This is a genomic window from Allostreptomyces psammosilenae (genome assembly GCF_013407765.1).
GTDB lineage: Bacteria > Actinomycetota > Actinomycetes > Streptomycetales > Streptomycetaceae > Allostreptomyces > Allostreptomyces psammosilenae.
In genome coordinates this window covers 3373187-3397955 of sequence record NZ_JACBZD010000001.1, presented here as the reverse complement: position 1 = coordinate 3397955, position 24769 = coordinate 3373187, and the positions used below count along the sequence as shown (strand labels likewise).

19 protein-coding genes are annotated in these 24769 nt (G+C 74.2%); 4 read left to right on the top strand and 15 right to left on the bottom strand.

Annotation, left to right across the window (positions count from 1 at the left end; genetic code table 11):
- Positions 1-75: 75 nt before the first annotated feature.
- The 7 genes from FHU37_RS13950 to FHU37_RS13920 form a co-directional block, all read right to left on the bottom strand.
- Positions 76-1416: an NADH-quinone oxidoreductase subunit D gene (locus FHU37_RS13950; RefSeq protein ID WP_179814495.1), complete on the bottom strand. Its 1341-nt coding sequence runs from the start codon at positions 1414-1416 to the stop codon at positions 76-78.
- Positions 1416-2117, bottom strand: coding sequence for an NADH-quinone oxidoreductase subunit C (locus FHU37_RS13945; protein ID WP_312892768.1), 702 nt, complete (start codon positions 2115-2117; stop codon positions 1416-1418). Before FHU37_RS13945 ends, FHU37_RS13950 begins: the two co-directional genes overlap by 1 nt.
- 71 nt (positions 2118-2188) lie before the next feature.
- Positions 2189-2743 (bottom strand): NuoB/complex I 20 kDa subunit family protein, encoded by a 555-nt coding sequence (locus FHU37_RS13940; RefSeq protein ID WP_179814493.1) that lies wholly within the window; start codon positions 2741-2743, stop codon positions 2189-2191.
- 121 nt (positions 2744-2864) lie between these two features.
- A complete protein-coding gene (locus tag FHU37_RS13935) occupies positions 2865-3224 on the bottom strand; it encodes an NADH-quinone oxidoreductase subunit A (protein ID WP_179814492.1) in 360 nt (119 codons plus the stop codon).
- 679 nt (positions 3225-3903) lie between these two features.
- Entirely contained in the window at positions 3904-5403 is a 1500-nt protein-coding gene (locus tag FHU37_RS13930) for a geranylgeranyl reductase family protein (protein ID WP_246449871.1), read from the bottom strand.
- A gap of 222 nt (positions 5404-5625) precedes the next feature.
- Entirely contained in the window at positions 5626-6858 is a 1233-nt protein-coding gene (locus tag FHU37_RS13925) for a damage-control phosphatase ARMT1 family protein (protein ID WP_179814491.1), read from the bottom strand.
- A gap of 23 nt (positions 6859-6881) precedes the next feature.
- On the bottom strand, positions 6882-7580 hold the full coding sequence (locus FHU37_RS13920; protein ID WP_179814490.1) for a demethylmenaquinone methyltransferase: 699 nt from the start codon (positions 7578-7580) through the stop codon (positions 6882-6884).
- 243 nt (positions 7581-7823) lie between these two features.
- Between FHU37_RS13920 and FHU37_RS13915 the strand changes: the two genes are divergently transcribed.
- Together FHU37_RS13915 and FHU37_RS13910 are read left to right on the top strand one after the other, a co-directional pair.
- Positions 7824-8582 carry a DsbA family oxidoreductase gene (locus tag FHU37_RS13915; RefSeq protein ID WP_312892602.1) on the top strand — a complete coding sequence of 253 codons (759 nt, stop codon included), beginning with the start codon at positions 7824-7826 and terminating at the stop codon, positions 8580-8582.
- 129 nt (positions 8583-8711) lie between these two features.
- Positions 8712-12464, top strand: a complete 3753-nt coding sequence (locus FHU37_RS13910; protein ID WP_179814489.1) for an AfsR/SARP family transcriptional regulator — start codon at positions 8712-8714, stop codon at positions 12462-12464.
- A 92-nt stretch (positions 12465-12556) separates the two neighbouring features.
- Here the strand turns inward: FHU37_RS13910 and FHU37_RS13905 are convergent, their stop codons facing one another.
- From FHU37_RS13905 to FHU37_RS13885, 5 genes are all read right to left on the bottom strand, one after another.
- Complete coding sequence (locus FHU37_RS13905; RefSeq protein WP_179816268.1) at positions 12557-13429, bottom strand: ABC transporter permease; 873 nt, start codon at positions 13427-13429, stop codon at positions 12557-12559.
- Positions 13430-13437: 8 nt separating this feature from the next.
- Positions 13438-14565, bottom strand: coding sequence for an ATP-binding cassette domain-containing protein (locus FHU37_RS13900; RefSeq protein WP_179814488.1), 1128 nt, complete (start codon positions 14563-14565; stop codon positions 13438-13440).
- Between the two features lie 672 nt (positions 14566-15237).
- Positions 15238-15489, bottom strand: coding sequence for a hypothetical protein (locus tag FHU37_RS13895; RefSeq protein ID WP_179814487.1), 252 nt, complete (start codon positions 15487-15489; stop codon positions 15238-15240).
- 238 nt (positions 15490-15727) lie between these two features.
- The gene (locus FHU37_RS13890; RefSeq protein ID WP_218904036.1) at positions 15728-16996 is read right to left on the bottom strand and encodes an amidohydrolase family protein; all 1269 of its coding nucleotides are present in this window, start codon (positions 16994-16996) and stop codon (positions 15728-15730) included.
- Positions 16997-17171: 175 nt separating this feature from the next.
- The gene (locus tag FHU37_RS13885) at positions 17172-18254 is read right to left on the bottom strand and encodes an LAETG motif-containing sortase-dependent surface protein (protein ID WP_179814486.1); all 1083 of its coding nucleotides are present in this window, start codon (positions 18252-18254) and stop codon (positions 17172-17174) included.
- Positions 18255-19210: 956 nt separating this feature from the next.
- Here FHU37_RS13885 and FHU37_RS13880 point away from each other — a divergent pair.
- Positions 19211-19414, top strand: coding sequence for a cold-shock protein (locus tag FHU37_RS13880; RefSeq protein WP_179814485.1), 204 nt, complete (start codon positions 19211-19213; stop codon positions 19412-19414).
- A gap of 224 nt (positions 19415-19638) precedes the next feature.
- Here the strand turns inward: FHU37_RS13880 and FHU37_RS13875 are convergent, their stop codons facing one another.
- Positions 19639-20958 carry a dicarboxylate/amino acid:cation symporter gene (locus FHU37_RS13875; protein WP_312892600.1) on the bottom strand — a complete coding sequence of 440 codons (1320 nt, stop codon included), beginning with the start codon at positions 20956-20958 and terminating at the stop codon, positions 19639-19641.
- 685 nt (positions 20959-21643) lie between these two features.
- Between FHU37_RS13875 and FHU37_RS28200 the strand changes: the two genes are divergently transcribed.
- Complete coding sequence (locus FHU37_RS28200; protein ID WP_312892599.1) at positions 21644-21985, top strand: DUF4229 domain-containing protein; 342 nt, start codon at positions 21644-21646, stop codon at positions 21983-21985.
- Between the two features lie 110 nt (positions 21986-22095).
- Here FHU37_RS28200 and FHU37_RS13865 read toward each other — a convergent pair whose 3' ends face one another.
- Positions 22096-22974 (bottom strand): 1,4-dihydroxy-2-naphthoate polyprenyltransferase, encoded by an 879-nt coding sequence (locus FHU37_RS13865; protein WP_179814484.1) that lies wholly within the window; start codon positions 22972-22974, stop codon positions 22096-22098.
- Between the two features lie 107 nt (positions 22975-23081).
- Positions 23082-24377: an AMP-binding protein gene (locus FHU37_RS13860; RefSeq protein WP_218904035.1), complete on the bottom strand. Its 1296-nt coding sequence runs from the start codon at positions 24375-24377 to the stop codon at positions 23082-23084.
- Positions 24378-24769: the final 392 nt, after the last annotated feature.

Genomic DNA, 24769 nt, shown 5'->3' with positions numbered 1-24769 from the left:
CGAGCGCCGTGGGGCCGCCGGGGCGGTCACCGGCCGGGTGCACCGGCTCGGCGGGGGGCGTGGCGTGGGTGTCCGTCACCGGTCGACACCTCCCATCACGGGGTCGAGGGACGCCACGGCGACGATGACGTCGGCGACCTGGCCGCCCTCGCACATCGCGGCCATGGCCTGGAGGTTGGTGAAGGAGGGGTCGCGGAAGTGCACCCGGTAGGGGCGGGTTCCGCCGTCGCTGACGACGTGTACGCCGAGTTCGCCGCGGGCCGACTCCACCGCGGCGAACGCCTGTCCGGCCGGCACCCGGAAGCCCTCGGTGACCAGCTTGAAGTGGTGGATCAGGGCCTCCATGGAGGTGCCCATGATGTGCCGGATGTGGTCGAGGGAGTTGCCGAGGCCGTCCGGGCCGAGGGCGAGCTGCGCCGGCCAGGCGATCTTCTTGTCGGCGACCATGACCGGGCCGGGCCGCTCGAGCCGGTCCAGGCACTGGTCGATGATCCGCAGCGACTCCTTCATCTCCGCCACGCGCAGCAGGAAGCGGCCGTAGGCGTCGGCGGTGTCGGTGACCGGCACCTCGAAGTCGTAGCTGTCGTAGCCGCAGTAGGGCTGCGACTTGCGCAGGTCGTGCGGCAGCCCGGTGGAGCGCAGCACCGGTCCGGTTATCCCGAGCGCCATGCATCCGGCGAGGTCGAGGTGGCCCACCCCGACCAGCCGGCCCATGAAGATGGGGTTGCCGACGCAGAGCTTCTCGTACTCGGGGATGCGCTCGTGCAGCAGCTTGGCGAGGTCGCGCAGTTCGCCGACGGCGCCGTCGGGGAGGTCCTGGGCGAGGCCGCCGGGGCGGATGAAGGCGTGGTTCATCCGCAGGCCGGTGACCAGTTCCAGGCCGTCCAGGACGAGTTCGCGGTCCCGGAAGCCGAAGGTCATCACGGTGAGCGCGCCGATCTCCATGCCGCCGGTGGCGATGGCCACCAGGTGGGAGGCGATCCGGTTGAGCTCCATCAGCAGCACCCGGATGACGCTGGCGCGCTCGGGCACCTCGTCGGTGATGCCGAGCAGCCGCTCCACGGCGAGGCAGTAGCCGGCCTCGTTGAACAGCGGCATCAGGTAGTCCATGCGGGTGACGAACGTGGTGCCCTGCGTCCAGTTGCGGTATTCGAGGTTCTTCTCGATGCCGGTGTGCAGGTAGCCGATGCCGCAGCGCGCCTCGGTGACGGTCTCGCCGTCGATCTCCAGCATCAGCCGGAGCACGCCGTGGGTGGAGGGGTGCTGGGGGCCCATGTTGACGACGATGCGCTCGTCGTCGGCCTCGGCGGCGGCCTGGGTGATCTCGTCCCAGTCGCCGCCGGTGACGGTGAAGACCCGTCCCTCGGTGGTCTCGCGGTGGCCGCCGAGCGCGGGGCCGGTGGTGTCTCCTGCCATCAGTTGTACGACCTCCGCTGGTCGGGCGCGGGAACCTGGGCACCCTTGTACTCGACGGGGATGCCGCCGAGGGGGTAGTCCTTGCGCTGCGGGTGGCCGGGCCAGTCGTCCGGCATGAGGATCCGGGTCAGCGCCGGGTGGCCGTCGAAGACGATGCCGAAGAAGTCGTAGGTCTCCCGCTCGTGCCAGTCGTTGGTGGGGTAGACGCTGACGATCGAGGGGATGTGCGGGTCCGCGTCGGGCGCGGCCACCTCCAGCCGGATCAGCCGGTTGTGGGTGATCGAGCGCAGGTGGTAGACGGCGTGCAGCTCCCGGGAGGCGTCCTCGGGGTAGTGCACGCCGCTGACCCCGAGGCACAGCTCGAAGCGGAGCGCGGGGTCGTCGCGCAGCGTGCGGGCCACCTGGAGCAGGTGCTCCCGGCGGACGTGGAAGGTGATCTCGCCGCGGTCCACGACGGTGCGTTCCAGCGCCGCCTCGGGACCGACGCCCTCGCCGGCCTCCTGCTGCTCGGCGAGCGCGCCCTCGAGTTCGTCGGCCACCTCGTCGAACCACCCGCCGTAGGGGCGGGGGGTGCCGGCGGGCAGCCGCACGGTGCGCACCAGCCGTCCGTACCCGGAGGTGTCGCCGGTGCCGCGGACGCCGAACATGCCGCGGCGGGTGGAGATCACCTCGCCGACGCCGGGGTCGGGCTGGCTGGGCACGACCGCGCCGTGCTCGTCCGCCGTGTGGCCGGCGGGCCGTTCGCCGCCCCGGGGCCCGTTGCCGTTGACGCTCACCGCAGCAGCCCCTTCATCTCGATCGTCGGGACCGCCTTCAGGGCCGCCTCCTCGGCGGCGCGCGCCGCCTCCTCCCGGTTGACGCCGAGCGGCATGTGCTGCACCTTCTCGTGCAGCTTGAGGATGGCGTCCATCAGCATCTCCGGCCGGGGCGGGCAGCCGGGCAGGTAGATGTCGACGGGGACGATGTGGTCCACGCCCTGGACGATCGCGTAGTTGTTGAACATGCCTCCGGAGGAGGCGCACACGCCCATGGAGATGACCCACTTGGGGTTCGGCATCTGGTCGTAGACCTGCCGCAGCACCGGGGCCATCTTCTGGCTGACCCGGCCGGCGACGATCATCAGGTCGGCCTGCCGGGGGGAGGCCCGGAAGACCTCCATGCCGAACCGGGCCAGGTCGTAGCGGCCGGCGCCGGTGGCCATCATCTCGATGGCGCAGCAGGCCAGCCCGAAGGTCGCCGGGAACATGGAGCTCTTGCGGACCCAGCCGGCCACCGCCTCGACCGTGGACAGCATGAACCCACTCGGCAGTTTCTCCTCGATGCCCATTCCTTGCCTCCTCTCCCGCGTTCCCGGTGGGCGCCGGGCGCCCGGTGCTGGGCGCCCGGTCGCGGGGTGGTCTTCCGTCGCGATCCGGTGTTCGCCGTTCCGCCGCTCCTGGCGTCCGCGCTCAGTCCCAGTCCAGGCCGCCGCGGCGCCACACGTAGGCGTAGGCGACGAAGACGGTGAGGATGAACAGCAGCATCTCGACGAGCCCGAACAGGCCGAGCGCGTCGAAGCTGACGGCCCAGGGGTAGAGGAAGACGATCTCGATGTCGAAGACGATGAAGAGCATCGCCGTCAGGTAGTACTTGATCGGGAACCGTCCGCCGCCCCGCGCGGGCGGGGTCGGCTCTATGCCGCACTCGTACGCCTCGAGCTTGGCGCGGTTGTACCGCCTGGGACCGGTCACCGCCGCGGTCACGACGGTGCCGACCGCGAAGAGGGCAGCGAGGCCGCCCAGCACGAGGATCGGCACGTACGGGTTCATCGGCCGAGTCCTCCCCTCAGTCGTGGACTCCCTGCGGACCGTGCACACTCCTGTACGCCCGGAGTATGTGACTTGCTTCACAAGCCCCGGAACGCCTGCATCTTATGCCTGTCGAGCTGTGATGTGCGACACGCCTCCACGTCTCGATTTTGTGATCTTCACCACCAAGCGACCCGCAAAGCAGACATGGACATGCAGAGATTGCGACGGTGGGTAGTCGACTATCGGTCGAGGAGTGATTTTTCCGGCCTCGACGGACTCATTCGCGCTGGTCAGCTAGCACAACTGCACCATCCGGTCAAAACTTGACTTGGGCAGTCGAGTATGTAAGGGGAACCTGACCCTCAGCATCGCCCCCAGCCGGACGCTCCCGGGACCACCGACACAGGGGCGGCCCCGCCGGCAGGTTCACTCGCACGAAGGACCCCCCGTCCGCGCCGAGGCCCGACGGACGGCCCCGAGCCCCCCGACGGCGCGCGGCCGAACGCCCGCCCCGCCCCGCGCACCCCCCACGCACCCCCGCGTGGCCCAGTCGCGCACCCCGGAGAAATCCCCGGCGGTCACCGGCGGAAATCCGGATTTCCCCGCCATGCCGCAGGGCGGAAAGAAACAATTGCCGGAAAACGCCGCGCGGCGCCTCCCTGCGGCGGACCGCCGCAGGGAGACGCCGCGCTCGTGGTCAGGAGGCGGGCGCGATCCGCACCAGCCCGTTGATCACCCGGTCCATGGCGTCGCCGCCGGAGGGGTCGGTCAGGTTGGCGAGCAGCTTGAGCACGAACCGCATCAGCATCGGGTGGGTCAGGCCGCGGTCGGCCGCGATCCGCATCACCGTCGGATTGCCGATCAGCTTCACGAACGCCCGGCCCAGCGTGTAGTAGCCGCCGTAGGTGTCCTTCAGCACCTGCGGGTAGCGGTGCAGCGCCCGCTCCCGCCCGCCCACCGTGGTGCGGCCCAGCGCCTGGGCGATCACCTCCGCCGCCAGCGCGCCGGACTCCATGGCGTACGCGATGCCCTCGCCGTTGAAGGGGTTCACCATGCCGCCGGCGTCGCCCACCAGCAGCAGCCCGCGGGTGTAGTGCGGCTTGCGGTTGAAGCCCATCGGCAGCGCGGCCCCGCGCACCGGCCCGCGCTGGCCCTCGGCGGTGTAGCCCCACTCCTCGGGCATGCTCGCCGTCCAGGCCCGCAGCAGCTCCCGGTAGTCGATGGTGCTGAAGGCGGAGCTGGTGTTCAGCAGGCCCAGGCCGACGTTCGAGGTGCCGTCGCCCATGCCGAAGATCCAGCCGTAGCCCGGCAGCAGCTTGGGATTGGCCGGATCCCGGCGGTCCCACAGCTCCAGCCAGGACTCCAGGTAGTCGTCGTCGTGGCGCGGCGATTCGTAGTACGTGCGCACCGCCACGCCCATCGGCCGGTCCTGGCGGCGGTGCAGCCCCATCGCGAGGGACAGCCGGGTCGAGTTGCCGTCCGCCGCCACGACGAGCGGGGCGCGGAAGACCGCCGGGCGCCGGCCCGGGCCGACCTTCGCCCGGACGCCGACGATCCGCCCGGTGCGCGGGTCCAGCACGGGATCGGTGACGTTGGTCTGCTCGTACAGCCGTGCCCCGGCCTTGACGGCCTGCCGGGCGAGCAGCTCGTCGAAGTCCTCGCGGCGGCGCACCAGCCCGTAGTCCGGGTAGCTCGCCAGGTCCGGCCAGTCCAGCTCCAGCCGGGTGCCCCCGCCGATGATCCGCAGGCCGCGGTTGCGCAGCCAGCCCGCCTCCTCGGAGACGTCGATGCCCATGGCGATCAGCTGCTTGGTGGCCCGCGGGGTGAGGCCGTCGCCGCAGACCTTCTCCCGGGGGAAGGAGGTCTTCTCCAGCAGCGCCACGTCCAGACCGGCCTGGGCCAGGTGGTAGGCGGTCGTCGAACCGGCGGGGCCGGCGCCGACCACGACGACGTCCGCCGTGTACTCGTTCGGCTCGCCCGGCTCCGGCGCGGCCGACTCCGGCGCGGCCGACTCGCCCGGTGCGGCCGACTCGCCCGGCGCGGCAGCGTCGGCCGGCACCGCGTCCTGCGGCGCCGCGGCGTCGGCCGACGGGGTCGGGGCGGGCGTGGGCTGGGCGGGCGTGGGCTGGGCGGTGGACCCGGACGCGGCGTCGCTCGTCGGCTCCGCCGCTCCAGCGGCCTCGGCTTTCTCGGTCATGCGTTAGCTCCCTCGCGGTGGCCTACCGGGACGGCGGTCGCGTGCCGCCGCTGTCCGCCGGGAGGTACCCGCCGGCGGGCCGGCGGCCACGGCCCACCCGATCATCCTCCCATCGGGGGCCCGGGCGGAACGGACGGTCCCCGCCACGCCGACCACCGCCACCGCGCTCCGCCGCCCACGGACCGTCACCGCCCGCCGCCGCGCCCGGACCGGCCGACGCCGCTACACCCGGGCGGAGATCAGCGCGTGGGTGCCGGCGGAGCGCCACCGCGGGCCGGTGGCGTCCAGCGCGGCCAGCGTCTCCCCGGCGACCCCGACCAGCACGTCCGACTTCAGCGTGCGCAGCGCCACCAGCGGCCCCGGGAAGTAGTCGGTGCGCTCGGCGAACGGCGTCGTGCCCGGCCAGGCCCGGTCCCCCACCAGCCGCCGGTAGTTCAAATCGCCCTTGAAGATGGTCAGCGACGCCCCGGCGAACTCCACGCGCATCTCCTCCGGCATGTCGCGGTACGCCAGCGGCGCGCAGGAGAAGCCGTGCGCCCGGATCCGCAGCCGCCCGTCCCCCATCGCCTCCCACAGCCGCGCCCCGACGGCCGCCGCCGCCCCCGGCGCGGCGGCCAGCCGGCGCAGCCCGGCGAGCACGTCGGCCGTCGTGGCGTCCGAGACGAAGTACGGATGGGGCTTCACGTGCAGCAGCACCTCGGCGGCCAGGCCGGAGCGCAGCAGGTGGTCGACCAGCGCCAGGTCGGGCAGGAGTTCCGGGCCGGCGTTGTCGGCGACCAGGCAGACCCGGCCCGGCGCGCCGTCGCGCAGCGCCTTCCACACCAGGTCGCGGTCGTCGACCAGCAGGTCGCGCACCAGGGCCGGCTCGTCGCCCACCCCGGCCACCTCGCCCTGCCGCGCCGAGACCCGGAACGCCAGGTCGGCGCGGTTGCCCCACAGCGAGGACAGCACCAGCGCGGCGCCGCGCTCGTCCTCGCTGAGGTCCTCCAGCGCGTCCAGCGCCGCCAGCTCCGCGTCGACGCCCTCGCCGGCCAGCTCGGCCCGCTTGACCGGCTCGAACGGATCGACCCCACGCCACGGCCCCGGGCCGAAGTACCCGACGGCCGCGAGCAGCCGCCGGTAGAAGTAGCTCTCCGCCCACAGGAACGGAACGTCCGTCCAGCGCCGGCCGTAGTGCCCCCGCCCCCACTCCTCCCAGCGCCGCCAGGAGGTGTGGTCGGGGGCGTCGTCCGGCTCGATCGGCCGCAGCACGCCGTCGTCGGCGCACTCGCTCGACAGCTCGTCGAGCGCCCGGCGCTGCTCCGGCCCGTACGGCAGCCCCTCCGCGACCTGGCGCAGCAGCTTGGGGTGGCGCTCGTGCAGGACGCGCCAGGCGAGCGTCCCCGGCTCGTCACCCCTGATCGACGGCGCCTCGTCGGCGGTGCTGCCCGGCTGGCCGGTGGCGTGTGTCTCCATGGGGAACCACCGTAGACGGCTCGTCAGGCGGCCGGGCGGTAGGCCCGGTGCAGGGCGACGACGCCGCCGGTGAGGTTCCGCCACGCCACCCGGCTCCAGCCGGCGGCGCCGAGCACGGCGGCCAGCTCCCGCTGGTCGGGCCAGGCGCGGATGGACTCCGCCAGGTAGACGTACGCCTCGGGGTTGCTGCTGACCATGCGCGCCACCGGCGGCAGCGCCCGCATCAGGTACTCGACGTAGACGGTCCTGAAGGCCGGGTTCACCGGGCGGCTGAACTCGCACACCACGATGCGCCCGCCCGGCCGGGTCACCCGCAGCAGCTCGCGCAGCGCCGCGTCGGTGTCCTGCACGTTGCGCAGCCCGAAGGAGATGGTCACGGCGTCGAAGACGGCGTCGGCGAAGGGCAGCCGGGTGCCGTCGCCGGCGACGAACGTCAGGTCCGGGTGGCGCTCGCGCCCCCGCCGCAGCATGCCGAGCGAGAAGTCGCAGGGGACGACCTGCGCGCCGGCGTCCCGGAAGGGCAGCGAGGAGGTCCCGGTGCCGGCGGCCAGGTCGAGGACCCGCTCACCCGGGCGCGCCCCGACCGCCTCGGCCACCTGGCGCCGCCAGGACCGGGCGCGCCCCAGCGACAGCACCTCGTTGGTCAGGTCGTACCGGGCGGCGACGTCGTCGAACATCGAGGCGACATCGGTCGGCTTCTTGTGCAGCGATGCAACGGTCACGGCGGCCATTGTCCACCCCGCCCCGCACCGGCCCCGACACCCGGGTCCGAACGGGCGACGCGCCCCGCGCCGACACGCTGGTCCGAACGGGCGACGCGCGCCCCGGGGCCGAGCGGCCGACGCGCCCCGGGAATCCGGCGGCGGCACGCGGTGTTGCGGCTTGCGTCCGCTCGCCGGCGAACGGACGTCCGCCCCCGCCCGGGCTCCCGCCGGCGCCCGAGCCCCACGAACCGGAGAACGCCCGTGAAGGTCGAGATCTACAGCGACGTCGCCTGCCCCTGGTGCTATGTCGGCACGGAGCGCCTCAACCGGGCGCTCGGCGCGTTCCCCGGCGCGGACCAGGTCGAGGTGGTCTTCCGCCCGTTCCAGCTCGCCCCGGAGGCCTCCACCACGCCGCGTCCGATGAGCGAGGCGCTGCGGGAGAAGTTCGGCGACATGGCGGCCGTGCGCGCGGCCCACGAGCGGCTGGCGGCGCTGGGGGCGGCCGAGGGGATCGCGTTCGACTTCGAGTCCGCCCAGTCGGTCAACACCTTCACCGCCCACCGGCTGCTCTGGCTGGCCGAGCGCGAGGGCGGGGCCGCCACGCAGCGCCGGCTGAAGACGGCGCTGCTGCGCGCCCAGTTCACCGAGGGCGCGGACGTGGGCGACCCCTCGGTGCTGGTGGAGCGCGCCGTGGCGGCGGGGCTGGACCGCGAGCGGGTCACCGCCTTCCTGGCCGGGGACGAGGGTGCCGCCGAGGTCGCCCGGCAGATCGACGAGGCCCGGCGGATCGGGGTGACCGCCGTGCCCACGTTCGTCTTCGAGGGCACCTGGGCCGTGCAGGGGGCGCAGGAGGCGTCGGTCATGCTCCAGGTCCTCGAACAGGTCGCCGCCGAGCTGGCCCGGGACGACGACCCGCGCCAGGGTGCCGCCACCGGGACGGACGCCGCCACCGCGGGCCGCCAGGGCCACGACCACGCCGGCGGGGACGACGCCTGCGCCGACGGCGTCTGCGCGGTCTGACCCGCCGGCTCGCCCACCACCGAGCGCCCCCTCCGAGCAGCCGGCCTGCCCGAGCGCCCCGCCCGGGCGGGCCGGCCTAAGGGGCCGCACCGCGGGGCCGTTGTCGGTGCCGCCCGTCACAATGGGCGCGTGCGCTTCGCGATCCTGGGCACGACCGAAGCCCGCCGGGACGACGGCACCCCCGTGCCGCTCGGCGGGGCGCGGCTGCGCGCCCTGCTCGCGGCCCTCGCGCTCCACCCCGGCCGGGAGGTCCCCAGCGCCACGCTGATCGACGCCATCTGGCCGGACGATCCCCCGCAGGCCGCCCTCCGGGCCCTGCAGGCGCTGGTGGGTCGGCTGCGGCGCGCCCTCGGACCCGGCGTGGTCCTGTCCGGCCCGCACGGCTACCGCCTCGCCGCCTCCCGCGAGGAGGTGGACTACCACCGCTTCGTCCGGCTCTGCGGCGACGGCACCCGCGCCCTGGACTCCGGCGACGCCGCCGGGGCCGTCGAGCTGCTGCGGGAGGCGCTCGCCCTGTGGCGCGGCCCGGCCTTCGCCGACCTGCCGCACGGCCCCGGGCGGGACGGCCCGGCCGCCCGCGCCGAGCAGCACCGGCTGACGGCCGTCCGGGGCCGGGTCGCGGCCGAGCTGCGCCTCGGCCGGTCGGACGCCTGCCTGCCCGAGTTGCGGCAGCTCGTCGCCGAGCATCCGCTGGACGAGACGCTGCACGTCCTGCTGATCCGCGCGCTGCGGGACTCCGGGCGCTCCGCGGACGCGCTGACGGCCTGGGAGGAGGCCCGCCGCCGGCTGGCCGACGAACTCGGCGCCGACCCCGGCCCCGAGCTGCGCCGACTCCACCGGGAGCTGCTGGCAGCGCCCCCCGCGGCGGGCGGCGACGCCGGGGATCCCGCCGCGGGATGGCCGGCGGCGGGGGCTCCGGGGGCGGCGCCCACCCGCCCGTCGGGCGCCAGGCGCAGCGCCGTGGTCGTCCACACCCCACACACGCCACACACGTCCCCCGCAGCACACCGGCCGAACGGCCCCCGGACGCCGCCGGCGCCCCGCACCCCACCGGTGCCACCGGCGCCACCGGAACCCGAGGCGCCCGGGGCGCCGGGCACCCCGCGGACCGTCCCCGGCAACATCCGCCTCCCGCTGACCAGCTTCGTCGGCCGGGAGGAGGACCTCGCCGCGCTCCACCGCGCCCTCACCACCGCCCGACTCGTCACCCTCGTCGGCCCAGGCGGCTCCGGCAAGACCCGGCTCTCCCTGCACGCCGCCCGCGCCCTGGCCGACTCCCCCGACTCCGGCCCGGCCGCCGACGGCGCCTGGTTCGCCCCGCTGGCCGCGCTCGACGACGGCACGGCCGTCCCCGGAGCCGTGCTGAGCGCACTGGGGCTGCGCGACACCGTGCTGCGCCCCGACGGGCAACGGCACGAGCTGCCGCCACCCACCCTCGACCGCGCCCCGACCGCCACGCCCACCGAACCCGCCCAACCCACCGCCCCCTCGCCCCCCTCCCCGCCCGCCCCTCCCGGCGGGCACCGCGCGGTCGCCAACCTGATCGCCTACATCGCCGACCGCCGGATCCTGCTCGTCCTGGACAACTGCGAGCACGTCATCCAGGGCTGCGCCGAACTGGTGGAGGCCCTGCTGAGCGACTGCCCCCGCCTCACCGTGCTGGCGACCAGCCGCGAGCCGCTGGGCATCCCCGGCGAGGTGGTGCGCCCCGTCGATCCGCTGCCCACCGCCAGCGCCATGCGGCTGCTGGCCGAACGCGGCGCGGCGGCCCGCCCCGGCTTCACCCCGGCCGTGGATCCGGCCGCGGCCGAGGAGATCTGCCGGCGGCTCGACGGCCTGCCGCTGGCCATCGAGCTGGCCGCCGCCCGGCTGCGCAGCCTCACCCCGCGCCAGATCGCCGACCGGCTCGACGACCGATTCCACCTGCTGACCGGCGGCAGCCGCACGGCGCTGCCCCGCCAGCAGACCCTGCGCGCGGTGGTCGACTGGAGCTGGGGGCTGCTCGAACCCGCCGAACGCGCCCTGCTCCGCCGGCTGTCGGTGTTCTCCGGCGGCTGGACGCTGGAGGCCGCCGAGGACGTCTGCGCCGACCCGTCCCCCGAGCCCGGGGACCCCGCCGCGCTCCCCCGCTGGAGCGTGCTCGACCGGCTCTCCTCGCTGGTGGACAAGTCGCTGGTGGTCGCCGACCAGCCCGAGCCGCCGGGCCGGCACGGCCCGGCGGACCCGCGCGGCACCGCCACCCGCTACCGGATGCTGGAGACCATCGCCGAGTACGCCACCGAACGCCTGCACGACGCCGGCCACGATGCGGAGCGGCGGGGCGTCCAGGCCCGGCACGTGCGCTGGTACCGGCGGCTGGCCGTCACCGCCGACCGACGGCTGCGCGGCCCCGAGCAACTGGCCTGGATGGCCCGGCTGGAGGTGGAGCTGGACAACGTCCGCACCGCCCTGGACCGGGCCGTGGCCGACGGCGACGAGTCCGAGGCGCTGCTCCTGGTGCTGGGCATGGCGTGGTTCTGGTCGCTGCGCGACTACGTCCCGGAGGCCCGCGCCTGGGTCGCGCGCGTCGGCGCCATGGGACCGGACCCGCTGGCCCCCGGCGCGCCGCCGCCGCGCCCCGTGCCCACCAGCCCGCTGGACCACGAGCCCCCGCTCACCGGGGAGGTGCTGCTGGAGGCGCGCCGGGCGATCCGCATGATGGTGCTGGTCACCTTCGACGACAGCTACCGCCTGCCCCCGGCCCTCACCGGCGCGCTCCGCCGCGCCTACCACCCCGGCCTGCCGCAGGCCGGCCGCATGCCGGGCATGATGTGGCCGCTGACCCTCTTCGTGGAGGGCGAGCGCGCCGAGGGGTTCCTGCAGGCGCTGGACGATCTGGTGGCCACCTGCCGCCGGTTCGGTGGCCCGTGGGAGACCGCCTTCGCCCTGATGCTGCGCGCCAAGATCAGCGGACACCTCTCGACCGAGGCGGCCAAGGTCGAGCACAGCGCCGAGGAGGCGCTGGAGCTGTTCACGGAACTGGGCGACCGCTGGGGCATCGCCGAGTCACTGGAGGAGGTCGCCGACGCGGCGGCGCGACGCGGGGACTTCGACGCCGCGCTGGTGCCGCTGCTGCGTGCCGCCCGGCTGGCCGAGGAGCTGGGTGTGCGTCAGCAGCTCCCGCTGATCCACTGCCGCACGGCCGAGGTGCTGCTGGCGCTGGAGGACCTCGACGGCGCGGAGCACCGGGTGCGGCTGGCGCTGTCGCTGGCCATGGACCTCGGCCGGCGCGCCTGGGACTCCGTCACCTACGGCCGCTTCCTCATGGCACAGATCCTCGCCCTGCGGGGCGACCCGGCCGGCGGGCGGCGGATGGCCGAACGCGCCCTGGCGTCCGCCGAACTGGGCTCGCCGCCGGTGGTGTTCACCGTGATGCTGCTGGCCCTCCAGGCGTGGTGCGCCCTGTGCGAGGGGCGGGCCGCCGACGGGTTGGCCCTGGCCCGGCGCACGGTGCGGGAGCACCGGGCCGGGCCGCTCTTCCCGGACACCACGGACATCCTGGGATCGGTGCTGGCGGTGGGGGCGTGCGCGCTGGCCGCGATGGCCACCGCCCCGGCGGCCCCTGCCGTCTCGGAGGCCCCGGCGGCCCCGGCGGCCCCGGCGGCGCTGCCACGGCGGGAGGACGCGCGGCGGGCCGCCGTGCTGCTCGGTGCGGCGCCTCCCCAGGACGGCGCGGAGACCCCGCTGCCGGTGCGCCGCTGGGCAAAAGGTTTCACCGAGGAGGCCGCCGACGCGCTGCGGCGGGTCCTCGGCGAGGAGGAGTTCGACGAACTGTGCGAGCGGGGCCGCGGCCTGTCCGCCAGTCAGGCCGCGGCGCTGCTCGCCGAGCCGCCCGAGGGCTGACCGGCCTCGGCCCGGACGTGATCCACCTCGGTCGCCCGGACGTGACCGGCCATCGCCCGGACGTGATCCGGTTGGGCCGCCCGGCAGGCGGATCAGACCGCCCGCTGGAACCGGCGCACCGCCAGCGGAGCCGCCACCACCGTGATGCCGACGATCCACACCAGCGACCAGGTCAGCGGACCGGCCACCTCACCGCCGTTGACCAGAACCCGACAGGCGTCGGCCACCAGCGACATCGGGTTGACGTCGGCGAACGCCTGCAGCCAGCCCGGCATGGTCTCCACCGGCGCGAAGATGGAGCTGCCGAACTGCAGCGGCATGAGCACCAGCATGCCGATGCCCTGCACCGCCTGCGGGCTGTTCAGCGTGAGCCCCATCAGCAGGAAGATCCAGGACAGCGCCGTGCCGAACAGGCAGATCAGCGCCAACGCCACCAGCAGGTCCAGCGGCGAGGTCTGGATCCGCAGGCCGAGCACCATCGCGAAGCCGATCAGGATCAGCTGGCTGACCAGCATCCGGCCGAGGTCGGTGAACACCCGGGCGACCAGCACCGAGGAGCGGGCGATCGGCATGGAGCGGAAACGATCCATCACACCGAGCTTGATGTCGGCGTTGATCGCCGACCCCACGCTCATCGACACCATGATCCCGGTCTGCGCCATCAGCCCCGGCACCAGGTACTGCAGGTAGTCCTCCCGGTCGCCGGCGATCGCGCCGCCGAAGACGTACACGAACATCGCCGTGAAGATGATCGGCATCGCCACGGCGTCGAACAGCTGCTCCGGATCCGCGCGGATCAGCAGCACGTTGCGGCGCGCCAGGGCGAGGGTGTGGCGCACGTTGCCACGCAGCCCGATGCGGCCGGAGTCGTCGCTCCGCCCGCCGCCGGCGGCGGGACGCCCCGCCCCGGAGCCGTGGGCACCGGACTGCTCAGCGGTCTCGACCGCGTTGGTCTGGGTCGACAGGGTCGCACTCACGCCCGCTCCTCCTCACTGCCGTCGCCGTCCGCCGGCGTCGCGGCGTCGTGCGGGCGCTGCCCGGTGAGGGTGAGGAACACCTCGTCCAGGGTGGGCCGCACCGTGTCGATCCGGGCGATGCCGAACCCGCGCGCGCCGAGCGTGCCGATCACGGCGGTGAGCTGCTCGTCCGAGGTCAGCGGCGCGGTCAGCAGGGAACGGTCGGGCTCGATCGCCGCGCCCGTCACGCCGACGCCGGCCAGCGCCTCGGCCATCGCGTCCAGTTCCTCCGGGCGCGTCGGGCGGAGCCGCAGGACGCTGCCGCCCACCCGGTCCTTCAGTTCCTCCACGGTGCCCTCGGCGACCACCCGGCCGCGGTCGATCACCGTGATGGCGTCGGCCAGCGCCTCCGCCTCCTCCATGTACTGGGTGGTGAGGAAGACGGTGGTGCCGGTGCCGACCAGCCGCCGAACCTCGTCCCACACCTCGCCGCGGGTGCGCGGATCCAGGCCGGTGGTGGGCTCGTCCAGGTAGAGCACCTGCGGCTCGCCGACCAGGCTGGCGGCGAGGTCCAGGCGGCGGCGCATGCCACCGGAGTAGTTCTTCGCCCGGCGGCCGGCCGCCTCGGTGAGCGAGAACCGCTCCAGCAGTTCGTCCGCCCGCGCCCAGGCCGCCTTGCGCGGGAAGTCCAGCAGGCGGGCGATGAGGTAGAGGTTGTCCCGGCCCGTCAGCGACTCGTCGACGGAGGCGTACTGGCCGGTCAGGCCGACGGAGCGGCGCACCTGCTTGGCCTGGCGGACGACGTCGTACCCGGCGACGGTCGCGGTGCCGCCGTCCGGCTTGATCAGCGTCGCCAGGATGCGCACCAGGGTCGTCTTGCCCGCCCCGTTCGGGCCGAGCAGCCCGAGGACGCTGCCGGTGGGGACGGCGAGGTCGACACCGTCCAGCGCCCGGTTCTCGCCGAACGTCTTGACCACGCCGCGCACCTCGACGGCCGCGGGGGCGTTCCCCGCCCGGGCGCCAGTGGTCGCACGCGCCGTCGGGCCGGCGGCGGCCTTCCCGGGCGGATCACAGGCGTGCACCGGCGGGGGGCTGGTCGCGCCCGAAGGGCCTCCCGCCGCTGTGGTGAGGGTCGAATCACTCATGCCGTCCAGCCTCGGGGCCCGCGTCAACAAACCGCCGACATCCCGGCTACACGGCGGCTACACCCCGGCGACGGGCGTGTGGCTGCTGGATCGCGGTGACGGGCGTGTGGCTGCTGGAACCCGGCGAGGGGCGTTCCGCCTGCCGATTCCCTGCGACGGGCGTACGGCTGCTGGATCCCCGCGACGGGTGTATGACTGCTTAATGCCCTTCCGCCGCCCAGTGCCCGGGGCTTTCCCGGGTGGTTAGCTCAGAGCGCCACGGGACGCAAGAGGGCCGCCCGCCCCTGTGGATATCCCAGCACCCCCCTGGTCAACAGGGGTAACCCGCCACCAGGCACTCACGCAAGAGGGCTCCTCCACCCTGTGGAAAACCCAGCACCCCCCTGGTCAACAGGGGTAACCCGGCGCGGCCCATCGGTGCAAGAGGCCATCTCCACGCTGTGGAAAACCCGCAATTCCCGAACGAGGAACATCCCCGCCACGAGCCTCACCCACGAGCGAACGGCCCACCGGCAGACATCCCCCGGAACACCCTCCGCCCGCGAACATGCCGCCGGGACACCGGCTACGTCACGGTGTCCCGGGGTGGCTCTTCGATGTTCCCCTGGCGGGCGTCCCTCTCCTCGACCGGGCCCGCTCGGGCGACCGCCCGCCACCCGGCCGCGGCCCGGCTCAGCGGTGCAGCGCCCGGCGGATGCTCCGGATCATCCCGGAGGCCCCGTGCGTGGCGGAGGTCCGGCGCGCATACGGCCGCATCGGCCGGGCAGCCGGGCGCCGGGTGCGGTGGCCGGCACCGCCGCCGTAGAACCGGCCGGCCACGGAGCGCCGCGCGGTCCGCCGTCCGGCCCCCATGGCTGCCCGGCCCGTGCCAGCCCGGCCGGCCACCCGCCGCAGAACGCTCTCGACGATCGTCGTCATACGCATGGTCTGCCTCCTGGTCGAGGCCGCGTCGCGCGCCCTCAAGAGTCCGGAATGAATCGCGAAGAAAGCGACAATTCCACGTCTATACCTTCATATCGGTCTGAGCAGACGCCTTCCCAGTCGAACCCCGCGTATGCCTGCCCGCGCGAACGTCTCGCGTCCGCCCGGCGTGCACCCCGGACGAGGACGCCCCCGGACGAGGACGCCTCCGGACCAGGACGCCCCCGGACCAGGACGCCCGTCACGCCCGGCGGTGCACCAGCCGCCCACCCAGCACGGTGGCCACACACCGCCCGGCGGCCCCCTCCACAAGCACGCCCCACGGATCGGCGCCGGGCGGAACGGACACGTCGAAGACGGCCAGGTCCGCCCGCGCCCCGGGGCGCAGCACCCCGATGGCGCCCTCGGTCACGTCCCCGTCGCCCAACCCCATCGCGGCAGCGCCGCCACGGGTCATCGCCTCCACCAGCCGGCGCTCCAGGTCCGGCGAAGCGTACCCCTGCCGACGCGCGAGGTCCCGGGCCGCCAGCGCCTCCTCCCACAGGTCCAGCGACGGGGTCGACGCCAGCGAGTCCGTACCGACCGCCAGCGGCACCCCCTCCGCCAGGTAGTCGGCGAGCGGAGGCTCCCCCGCCCCCAGCAGCGCGTTCGAGCGCACGCACACCGCCACGGCCGTCCCCCGCGCCGCCAGCAGCTTGCGGTCCTCGGCGGCGCAGTGCGTGCCGTGCGCCACGTGCACGTCCGGGCCGAGCGCGCCGATGCCGTCCAGGTACGCCGGCGGCGTCAGCCCGCACCCGCCGGACGCCTCCAGCTCCAGCATCGGCACCAGCCCGGCCAACGCCCCCGAGCCGCTGAGCACGTACTCCGCCTCCTCGGGCGTCTCCGCCAGGTGCGGGTGCAGCCGCAGCCCGCGCCCCCGGGCGATCGCGACGCACTCCCGGAAGGCGTCCGTCCCCACCGTGTACGGCGTGTGCGGCGACAGTCCGAGCCGACGCCCGGCCGGTGCCGACGCCAGCGCCCCGAGCAGCGCCTCCCGCTTGACCGCCCAGTTCGCCGGCCCGGCCGAGACGACCTCCAGGTACGACACCCCGGCCAGCCCGGACCGCGCCGTGGTCACCAGCACCTCCGGGTCGGTCACCACGTCCGCCGCGGCCGTCGTCCCGGTCCGCAGCAGCGCGTGGATCCCGCGCCGCGTGCTCTCCTGCCACGCGGTGGCGTCGAACCGCGCCCGCATCGCGGAGAGCCGCCGGATCCACTCGGGGAACGCCAGGTCGCCGGCGGCCAGCTCGGCGAAGTCGGAGTACTGCAGGTGCGCGTGGGCGTTCACCAGCCCGGGCATCAGCACCCCGGGCCACCGCCGCACCCGCGCCCGGGGGAACCGCTCCCGCAGCTCCCCCTCCTCCCCCACCGCCACGACGCCGGCCCCCTCCACGGCCACCGCCCCGTCACGGACGGCCCCGGCCCCGCCCACCATGCTCAGCACCACCGGCGCCGCGTGAATCGTCAACATGCCCACGATTCTCCGCGACGCCCGGCGGGGCGCCCCGTCTCGCCCGCCCTGGAGCGTTGCCGACGACCGTTGCCGACGAGCTTCGCCGACAAAGGCGGAAGCCCGCGGCGTCCACGGGTGGGTTCCGTGGACACCGCGGGCTCCGGTGTCAGTGGTGCGGGGCTGGGCTGGGTGCTCAGGCCGCGGTGTTGTTGGCGGAGCGGCGCTTGGTGGCGTAGAAGGCCATGCCGCCACCGAGGACGACCAGGGCGCCGGCGACACCGATCAGGGTCGGGGTCATGGAGGAGCCACCGGTCTCGGCCAGCTGCGGGCCCGGGTCGTTGCCGCCGGCGCTACCGGCCGGGGACTCGGACGGGGTCGGGGAGGCGGTCTCCTCTTCCTCCTCCTCGACCTCCGAGGTGATCGTGAAGTCGTAGTAGGCGAGGGTGAGCGGCTCGCTCACGCCCGGCACGGCGACCGTGATGTCGACGTTGAAGAGGGCGTCGGCGTCGACGTCGCCCAGGGTGGCCGGGATGTTCACCTCGGACAGCGCGCCCGCCGCGAAGTCCGCGTAGCTCAGGGTGATCTCGTCCGCGGAGGCGGAGTTGACGGTACCGCCGAGCGACGGGGTGCCGGGCTCACCGAAGGTCAGGTTGTCGATCGTGGTCAGCGTGACGGTGACGTCGCTGACGTCGAACTGCGTCGGGTTGTTCACGGAGAACTCGATGCCGCCGTCGATGGCGCCGGTCTCCGCGTCGATCGAGAAGAGCTCCTGGGTGTTGGCGTCGAACGCCCAGGCCTCCTCGTGGAAGAAGACCTCGGTGATGGTCTCGTAGTCCGCGTCGGTCAGCTCCTCGGGGGTCTTGCCCAGGAGGCCGGCGAGCCAGTTGAGGAGGGCCTCGTCCTCGGGGGTGAGCTCCCACTCCTCCTCGCTGGCGCCCTCGTCCAGGCTCTCCAGCGCACCCTCCAGACCCTCGGTGGCGCCGTCCTCGGTCTCGGAGGCGGCGTCGTCCTCGGTGCCCTCCTCAGAGGTGTCCTCCTCGGAGGTCTCCTCGGTGTTCTCCTCGGAGGTGGTCTCCTCGGTCTCCTCGGTGGTCTCCGTGCCGTCCTCGGTCTGCGGCGCGGCGGCGCCGGGGGCGACCGCGGCGTTGTCCGGGGTGGTGCCCTCGGCGGCGGTGGCGACACCGGCGAAGCCGATGACCTGCGCCGCGGCGAAGGCGGCGATGGCGGTGGCCGTGGCGGCGGTGCGCCGGGCCTTGGTGGTGCGTGCCAGAGACATCGTCTGGTACCCGTCCCCTCGATCGTTCAAATGTCGTGTGTCGGTCGCGGCGGACTCCTCGCGCATCCGGATTCGCGTCGCCACCACTGCGCGCGCCGCAGGCGCTCCGCGGGTGCCCGGGGCTGCTCGTACGGCGCGGTGGCGGCTGGGCGGGCCGGCCACTCCCCCCGAAGTCGGGGGCCGGCCTCCTTTACTCCGCTCAACCGATGAGCGCATTGGTAGCACAACTTTCGGACGGCCTGAAGGTTTCCATTACGTCCGACAAAAGGGACAAAGCGTTACATAGCGCAGCGAGGGCACCGCCCACCGCCCTTGTTACCTGGGGTCACAGGCGGATTCGGCGGCATCCGAGGTCAGAGCGGTATCGGGCCACGCTGTTCCAGAACCGTTACACGGTGGCACGCGGGCGCACCCGCGCGAGACGTGCTGGAGGGGGCGGAGCGCGCGCGTGGCCGGATCCATGAGTCCTCCGCGCGGGGGCCGCGCGGAAGGGCCGGTGAATGGTGAACGGACAGTGATCGACGGCCGGTCGAACGACGCTCGAACGAGAAGGCGCGGGGCCGGCTGGCGGTCGCCCGGACCGGGGCGGGCGGGACGGCGGACCCGCGGGAGCGCCCCACGCCCCGGGAGGGCGACGTCGGCGCAGGTCAGCGGTGGATCGGAGGGCCGGGCGGAGGGCGGAAGGGGCTCGCGCGGAGGGTCACCGGAAGGGTGCGGACGGGTGCGGTGGACCGGTCCATAGTGATGATCACAATCACTGGCCGGGCAGAGCCCCCCGTGCTACGCTCGGCCCTAGTTGCAGTTCGGTTTCCCTTGCAGTACTTGAAGCCTGCGGAGCATGTAACCGCAGGCTTCTGCGGTTTCAGAGCTTTGAGCGGTTTCCGAGCGGGGCGATCTCGCAGCGACCCGGGATCCACGAGGTGTGGTTTCCGACGCGTAGCAAAGCAGGAGTAGACATGGCCACCGGAACCGTGAAGTGGTTCAACGCCGAAAAGGGCTTCGGCTTCATTGCCCAGGACGGCGGCGGCCCCGACGTCTTTGTCCACTACAGCGCGATCAACGCCACGGGCTTCCGCTCGCTCGAGGAGAACCAGGCCGTGACCTTCGACGTCACGCAGGGCCCGAAGGGCCCGCAGGCGGAGAACGTCACCCCCGCCTGATCCATCGCGCCCAGCAGTTCCACCAAGGAGGGCCCGCACCGCGCACGCGATGCGGGCCCTCCTGCCGTTCCCCCGGGCGCTGTCGGCAGGCAACGGCGACTTGGACCGGTAACGGCGACCAGCACCGCGAACGGCGACGGCCCGCCCCACCAGGGGACGGGCCGTCGCCGTCAGTCGTCGTCCGGCCGTCGCTCGTCTTGCGACCGTCGGTCGTCTTCCGGCCGTCAGGCGGTGGCCGGAACCGGCTGCTGCTTGCCGCTCTCCGAGACGGAGGCGGGGGCGTCCGCGTCACGCAGCAGGTCGCCGCTCGGGTGGTCGAACTTCTCGCGGTCCAGGATGCCCTCGGTGCTCGCCACCAGGACCGGCACCACGGCCTGCCCGGCGACGTTGGTGGCGGTGCGGACCATGTCCAGGATCGGGTCGATCGCCAGCAGCAGGGCGACGCCCTCCAGCGGCAGGCCCAGGGTGCTCAGGGTGAGGGTGAGCATCACGATGGCACCGGTCAGGCCGGCGGTGGCGGCCGAGCCGATCACGGAGACGAAGGCGATCAGCAGGTAGTCGCCCACGCCCAGGTTCACCCCGAAGACCTCGGCCACGAAGATCGCGGCCAGCGCCGGGTAGATCGCGGCGCAACCGTCCATCTTGGTGGTGGCGCCGAACGGGACGGCGAAGGAGGCGTACTCACGCGGGACGCCCAGGCGCTCGGTGACCCGCTGGGTGACCGGCATGGTGCCCACCGAGGAGCGGGAGACGAACGCCAGCTGGATGGCCGGCCAGGCGCCGCGGAAGAAGTTCAGCGGGTTCACCCGGGCCACGGTGGCCAGCAGCAGCGGGTAGACGCCGAACAGCACCAGCGCGCAACCGATGTACACGTCCAGGGTGAAGGTGGCCAGCGGCGCCACCAGGTCCCAGCCGTAGGTGGCGACGGACTTGCCGATCAGGCCGAGGGTGCCCAGCGGGGCCAGCCGGATGACCCACCACAGGGCCTTCTGCACCAGCTCCAGCACGCTGCGGGCGAGGTTCAGGAACGGTGCGGCCTTCTCCTCGCCGACGGCCAGGGCGGCGAAGCCCAGCACGGCGGCGATGAAGACGATCTGCAGCACGTTCACCTCGGTGAACGCGGTGACGATGTTGGTCGGGATGATCCCGGTGAGGAAGTCGACCCAGGAGCCGGTGGTCTCCGGCGCCTCGGCGCCCTCGGTGGACAGGCCGGTGCCGGTGCCCGGGCTGGTGACCAGGCCGATCACGATGCCGATGGCGACGGCGATCAGCGAGGTGATCAGGAACCACATCAGCGTGCGGCCGGCGAGGCGGGCGGCGTTGTTGAGGTTCCTGAGGTTGGTGATGCTCACCACGATGGCGGTGAGCACCAGCGGCGGGACGGCGAGCTTCAGCAGCTGGACGAAGATCGCGCCGATCTGCGTCAGGGTCTCGGACAGCCAGGCGGACTCGGTCTCGCGGGCCACGAAGCCCAGCGCGACACCGAGCACGAGGCCCAGCAGGATCTGGACCCAGAACGGGGTCCGCTTCAGGGTGGTCAGCACGTGGGGCGCTCCGTATCGGATGACCGTGCCGCGCGGGGGTCTCCCGGCGGATCGGCCAGTGCGGTGGTGGACACGTCAAGGGGTGCGGTCCGAGGGACGGCGGCCGGCCGGTGGCGAGCGGGTGTCCGACGGTGCGGTGCCGTGGCGCGGGATCGCGCCGGGGCGACGACGGGCGGGTTCCGCCTGTCGCCCGTGGGGCGGCCGGGGCACGCGGGACGGTGCGTCGCTACGGGCGGCGGTGCGGTCCCGGGCCTTGCCAGTCGTTCGCCGTTCGTCCTGCCCGGGGCCGGGCAGGGGGCTTCACTGGGCCAGGGGCCGCGGCCCGGAAGGAGGGCCGGCCGCCGTGGTACAGCAACACGAGCACGGAGGTGCGGCCTGGTGGCACGGGTCGACGAGGCGCCGCGCGTGCCGCGGGCGGAGCCCGGCGGGGCTCGTCAGCGGCGGTGGGGTTTTCGTCGACATCACGCGTATGACAGTAACACCGGCACTTTTAGTTGTTCAAAGCCCCGCTTTGAGACAAGGTTCACTGTCCCGGACGGGCATAAACGCGCCGGGCGGAGCGCGGGCGGCCGGGCGTGCGTCGCGGGCCGCGCCGTCGGGTCCGCGGGCGGGCGTGCTTGACTGGAAGGGTCGGTCCCGGAAGGCCGGTGAACCCGAGCCCGAGAGAGAGAAGCAGGTAGATCCGGTGAAGACCTCGAACGCCGCCCTCCGCTACACCGCGCTGCGGTTCGCCATCTTCCTCGGCTGTTTCGCGGTGGTCTGGCTGCTGGGCTACGTCGGCGTGCTGCCGGTGAGCGGTGAGTCCGGCGCGGTGTTCCTGCTGCTGCTGGCGCTGGTGATCTCCGCGCCGATCAGTTACGTGGTGCTCAGCCGGCAGCGCGACGCGATGTCCGCGCAGATCAGCGAGCGGGTGTCGCGGACGCGCAACCGCCTGGCGGCCGACGCCGCCGGGGAGGACGCCGCGGACGAGGCGGCCCGTCGCGCGGCGGCGCGGGAGGCCGGCAAGAAGGACGAAGCCGAGGGCTGAGCGCGGCTGCATTCGGATGGCGCGCGGGCCGACGGGAAGAGCTGGCGGGCCAGCCCGCAGGGAGAGCTGGGGCGGCTGGGCCGGGCGTGGCTGGGGCCGGGCCGGCCCGGCTACGCGGCGGTGAGGAACATCCCGGCCGTCAGCCCGACCGCGAAGGTCAGCTCGCTGAGCCCGGTGTCCCGCAGGACGGGTATCAGCGCCCGCCCGGTGGCCCCGCCCAGCACCGGCCGGATGGCGCGGACGGCCAGCGGCACCCCGATCACCATCAGCGCCGCCCACGGGTGGCGCACGCTGATCAGCACGCCCAGCACCAGCGCGCAGCCGACCAGCGCCGTCCACAGCCGGCGGCTGCCGGCGTCCCCCATCCGCACCGCCAGCGTGCGCTTGCCGGACTGCACGTCGGTCGGGATGTCGCGGAGGTTGTTGGCGACGAGCACCGCGCAGGCGTAGCCGCCGACCGCGACGGACGCCGCCACCGCCTCCCAGGAGATGGCGTCGGCCTGCGTGTAGGTGGTGCCGAGGACGGCCACCGGCCCGAAGAAGACGAAGACGAACACCTCGCCCAGGCCGTGGTAGCCGTAGGGGTGCCGCCCGCCGGTGTAGAACCACGCGGCCAGCACGCAGGCGACGCCGGTGGCCAGCAGCCACCAGTGCCCGCTGAGCGCGACCAGGACCAGCCCGGCCACGCCGGCCACGCCGAAGGCGGCGAAGGCGGCGTTCCGGACGGCGTGCGGCGCGGCCACCCGGGAGCCGACCAGGCGCAGCGGGCCGACCCGGACGTCGTCGGTGCCGCGTATGCCGTCCGAGTAGTCGTTGGCGTAGTTGACCCCGACCTGGAGGGCGAGCGCGACGACCAGCGCGAGCAGGGCGCGCGGCAGGGAGAAGCCGCCGAGCAGGGCGGCGGCGCCGCTGCCGGCGAGGACCGGCGAGAGAGCCGTGGGGAGGGTCCTCGGCCGGGCACCTTCGACCCACTGCGCAACCGTTGCCACGTGACTACCTCCTCGGGAACAACCGTCCCATTGTTGCCGACGGGGTGCGCGGCGGAGTGTTCGGGGCTGGGTTCCGTGGGAGGAGGGGGAGTTGGGCGCGTTCGTGGTCAGTCGGCGGTCGCGGCGAGCCGGCGGACGGCCTGCCGGTCCACCTTGCCGAGGCCGGCCAGTCGGGGCAGCCGCTCCACCAGCACCAGCCCGCGGGGCGCCGAGCGGCGCCCGATCCGCCGGCCGACGTGGTCGCGCAGGGCCTCCAGGGTGGGTGCGGCGTCGGTGGAGCGGGGCGCGAGGACGGCCACCACGCGCTGCCCCCACCGCTCGTCCGGCACTCCGACCACCGCGGCCTCCGCGACCGCCGGGTGGTCGGCGAGGGCGGCCTCGACCTCCGCGGGGGCGACGTTGAGGCCGCCCGTGATGATCATGTCGTCGATCCGTCCCAGCACCCGCAGCCGGCCGTCCGCCGTCCAGCGGCCGAGGTCGGAGGTGGCGAAGCGGCCCTCGGGGGTGAGGGCGGCGGCGGTCAGGTCGGGCCGCAGCCGGTAGCCGCCGAAGAGCATCGAGCCGCCGATGGTGATCCGCCCGGGTTCCGCCTCGGCGGTGCCGGCGCCGGCCGGGTCACCGCCCGACGTGCCGGCCGGATCGCTGCGCGGCGGCCCCGCCGGGTCACCGCCCGACGTCCCGGCCGGGGCGCTCTCCAGTCGGACGTCCGCGCAGGCCAGCGGCGTTCCGTCGTAGACGCAGCCGCCGCAGGTCTCCGTCATGCCGTAGGTGACGACGATCCGCACCCCGGCCGCCCGGGCGCGGCGCAGCAGCGACTCGGGGGCCGCGGATCCGCCCAGCAGCACGGCGTCCAGGCCGCCGAGCGCGTCCAGCGCCGGCCCCCCGGCGTCGAGCAGGGTGCCCAACTGGGTGGGGACGAGGGAGGTGTAGCGGCGGGGGCCGGACATCCGCGCGGCCGCGGCGGCGAACGCCTCGGGGGTGAAGCCGCCGCGCAGGTCGACGGCGACCGGTTCGGTGCCGGCCAGCACGGAGCGGGCCACCACCTGGAGGCCGGCGACGTGTGCCGCCGGCAGCGTCAGCAGCCACTGGCCGCCACCGCCGAGGTGGGCGGCGGTGGCCTCGCCCGACGCGGCCAGGGCAGCCGCCGTCAGCAGCACGGCCTTCGGTTCGCCGGTGGAGCCGGAGGTGGGGACGACCACGGCCGCCGGCCGCTCCAGTGGACGGTCCGGCACGACGGCGGCGAGTGCGCGGGCGCGGGCGGCCGGCTCGCCGGGCAGTGGGGCGACGGCCGGGCCGGTGCCGTCGAGCGCGGCGGTGAGGGGCGGCAGGAGGATGGCGGCGGCCGTGGGGCCGTCCGGGACGGTGACCGTGGTCAACGTCGATGGGTTCGTCGCTCCGGTCACCGCTCGGCTTCTCTCCCTCAGTGGCTCTTCCGCCGCCGCACTGCTGACGTCCGGCCACCTTACGGCGGCCGCGCCGCCGGCGCCGCGCCGGGAACGGCTCGCCAGTACACTCAACCGGTCAAGTGACATGGCAGCGTCACAACGGCGGCCGCGACCCGGTCGAACGCCGCGTCGACGCCCTGAACATCTGCTGCCTGACGGGTTGACTAAACCGGTACAGCTCCGGATGCTGTGGGCGGCGTCACTCCGGTGGCTACTTGTTGTGCACACGCCACGACATTTGCCGGCAGGACGCCGCCCGCCCGGACGGCGCGACCCGCACACCTCGGCACCAGCGGCGAAGAGACGCGCAGGTGCGCTTTGACAACGTTGTCGGACCCGCCCGCGCCCGC

Excerpts from the sequence above, each read along its gene's own strand:
- FHU37_RS13935 (WP_179814492.1), bottom strand. The coding sequence starts at position 3,224 with ATGAACCCGTACGTGCCGATCCTCGTGCTGGGCGGCCTCGCTGCCCTC.
- FHU37_RS13950 (WP_179814495.1), bottom strand. The coding sequence starts at position 1,416 with ATGGCAGGAGACACCACCGGCCCCGCGCTCGGCGGCCACCGCGAGACC.
- FHU37_RS13890 (WP_218904036.1), bottom strand. The coding sequence starts at position 16,996 with ATGTTGACGATTCACGCGGCGCCGGTGGTGCTGAGCATGGTGGGCGGG.
- FHU37_RS13900 (WP_179814488.1), bottom strand. The coding sequence starts at position 14,565 with ATGAGTGATTCGACCCTCACCACAGCGGCGGGAGGCCCTTCGGGCGCG.
- FHU37_RS13895 (WP_179814487.1), bottom strand. The coding sequence starts at position 15,489 with ATGCGTATGACGACGATCGTCGAGAGCGTTCTGCGGCGGGTGGCCGGC.
- FHU37_RS13885 (WP_179814486.1), bottom strand. The coding sequence starts at position 18,254 with ATGTCTCTGGCACGCACCACCAAGGCCCGGCGCACCGCCGCCACGGCC.
- FHU37_RS13930 (WP_246449871.1), bottom strand. The coding sequence starts at position 5,403 with ATGACCGAGAAAGCCGAGGCCGCTGGAGCGGCGGAGCCGACGAGCGAC.
- FHU37_RS13925 (WP_179814491.1), bottom strand. The coding sequence starts at position 6,858 with ATGGAGACACACGCCACCGGCCAGCCGGGCAGCACCGCCGACGAGGCG.
- FHU37_RS13940 (WP_179814493.1), bottom strand. The coding sequence starts at position 2,743 with ATGGGCATCGAGGAGAAACTGCCGAGTGGGTTCATGCTGTCCACGGTC.
- FHU37_RS13880 (WP_179814485.1), top strand. The coding sequence starts at position 19,211 with ATGGCCACCGGAACCGTGAAGTGGTTCAACGCCGAAAAGGGCTTCGGC.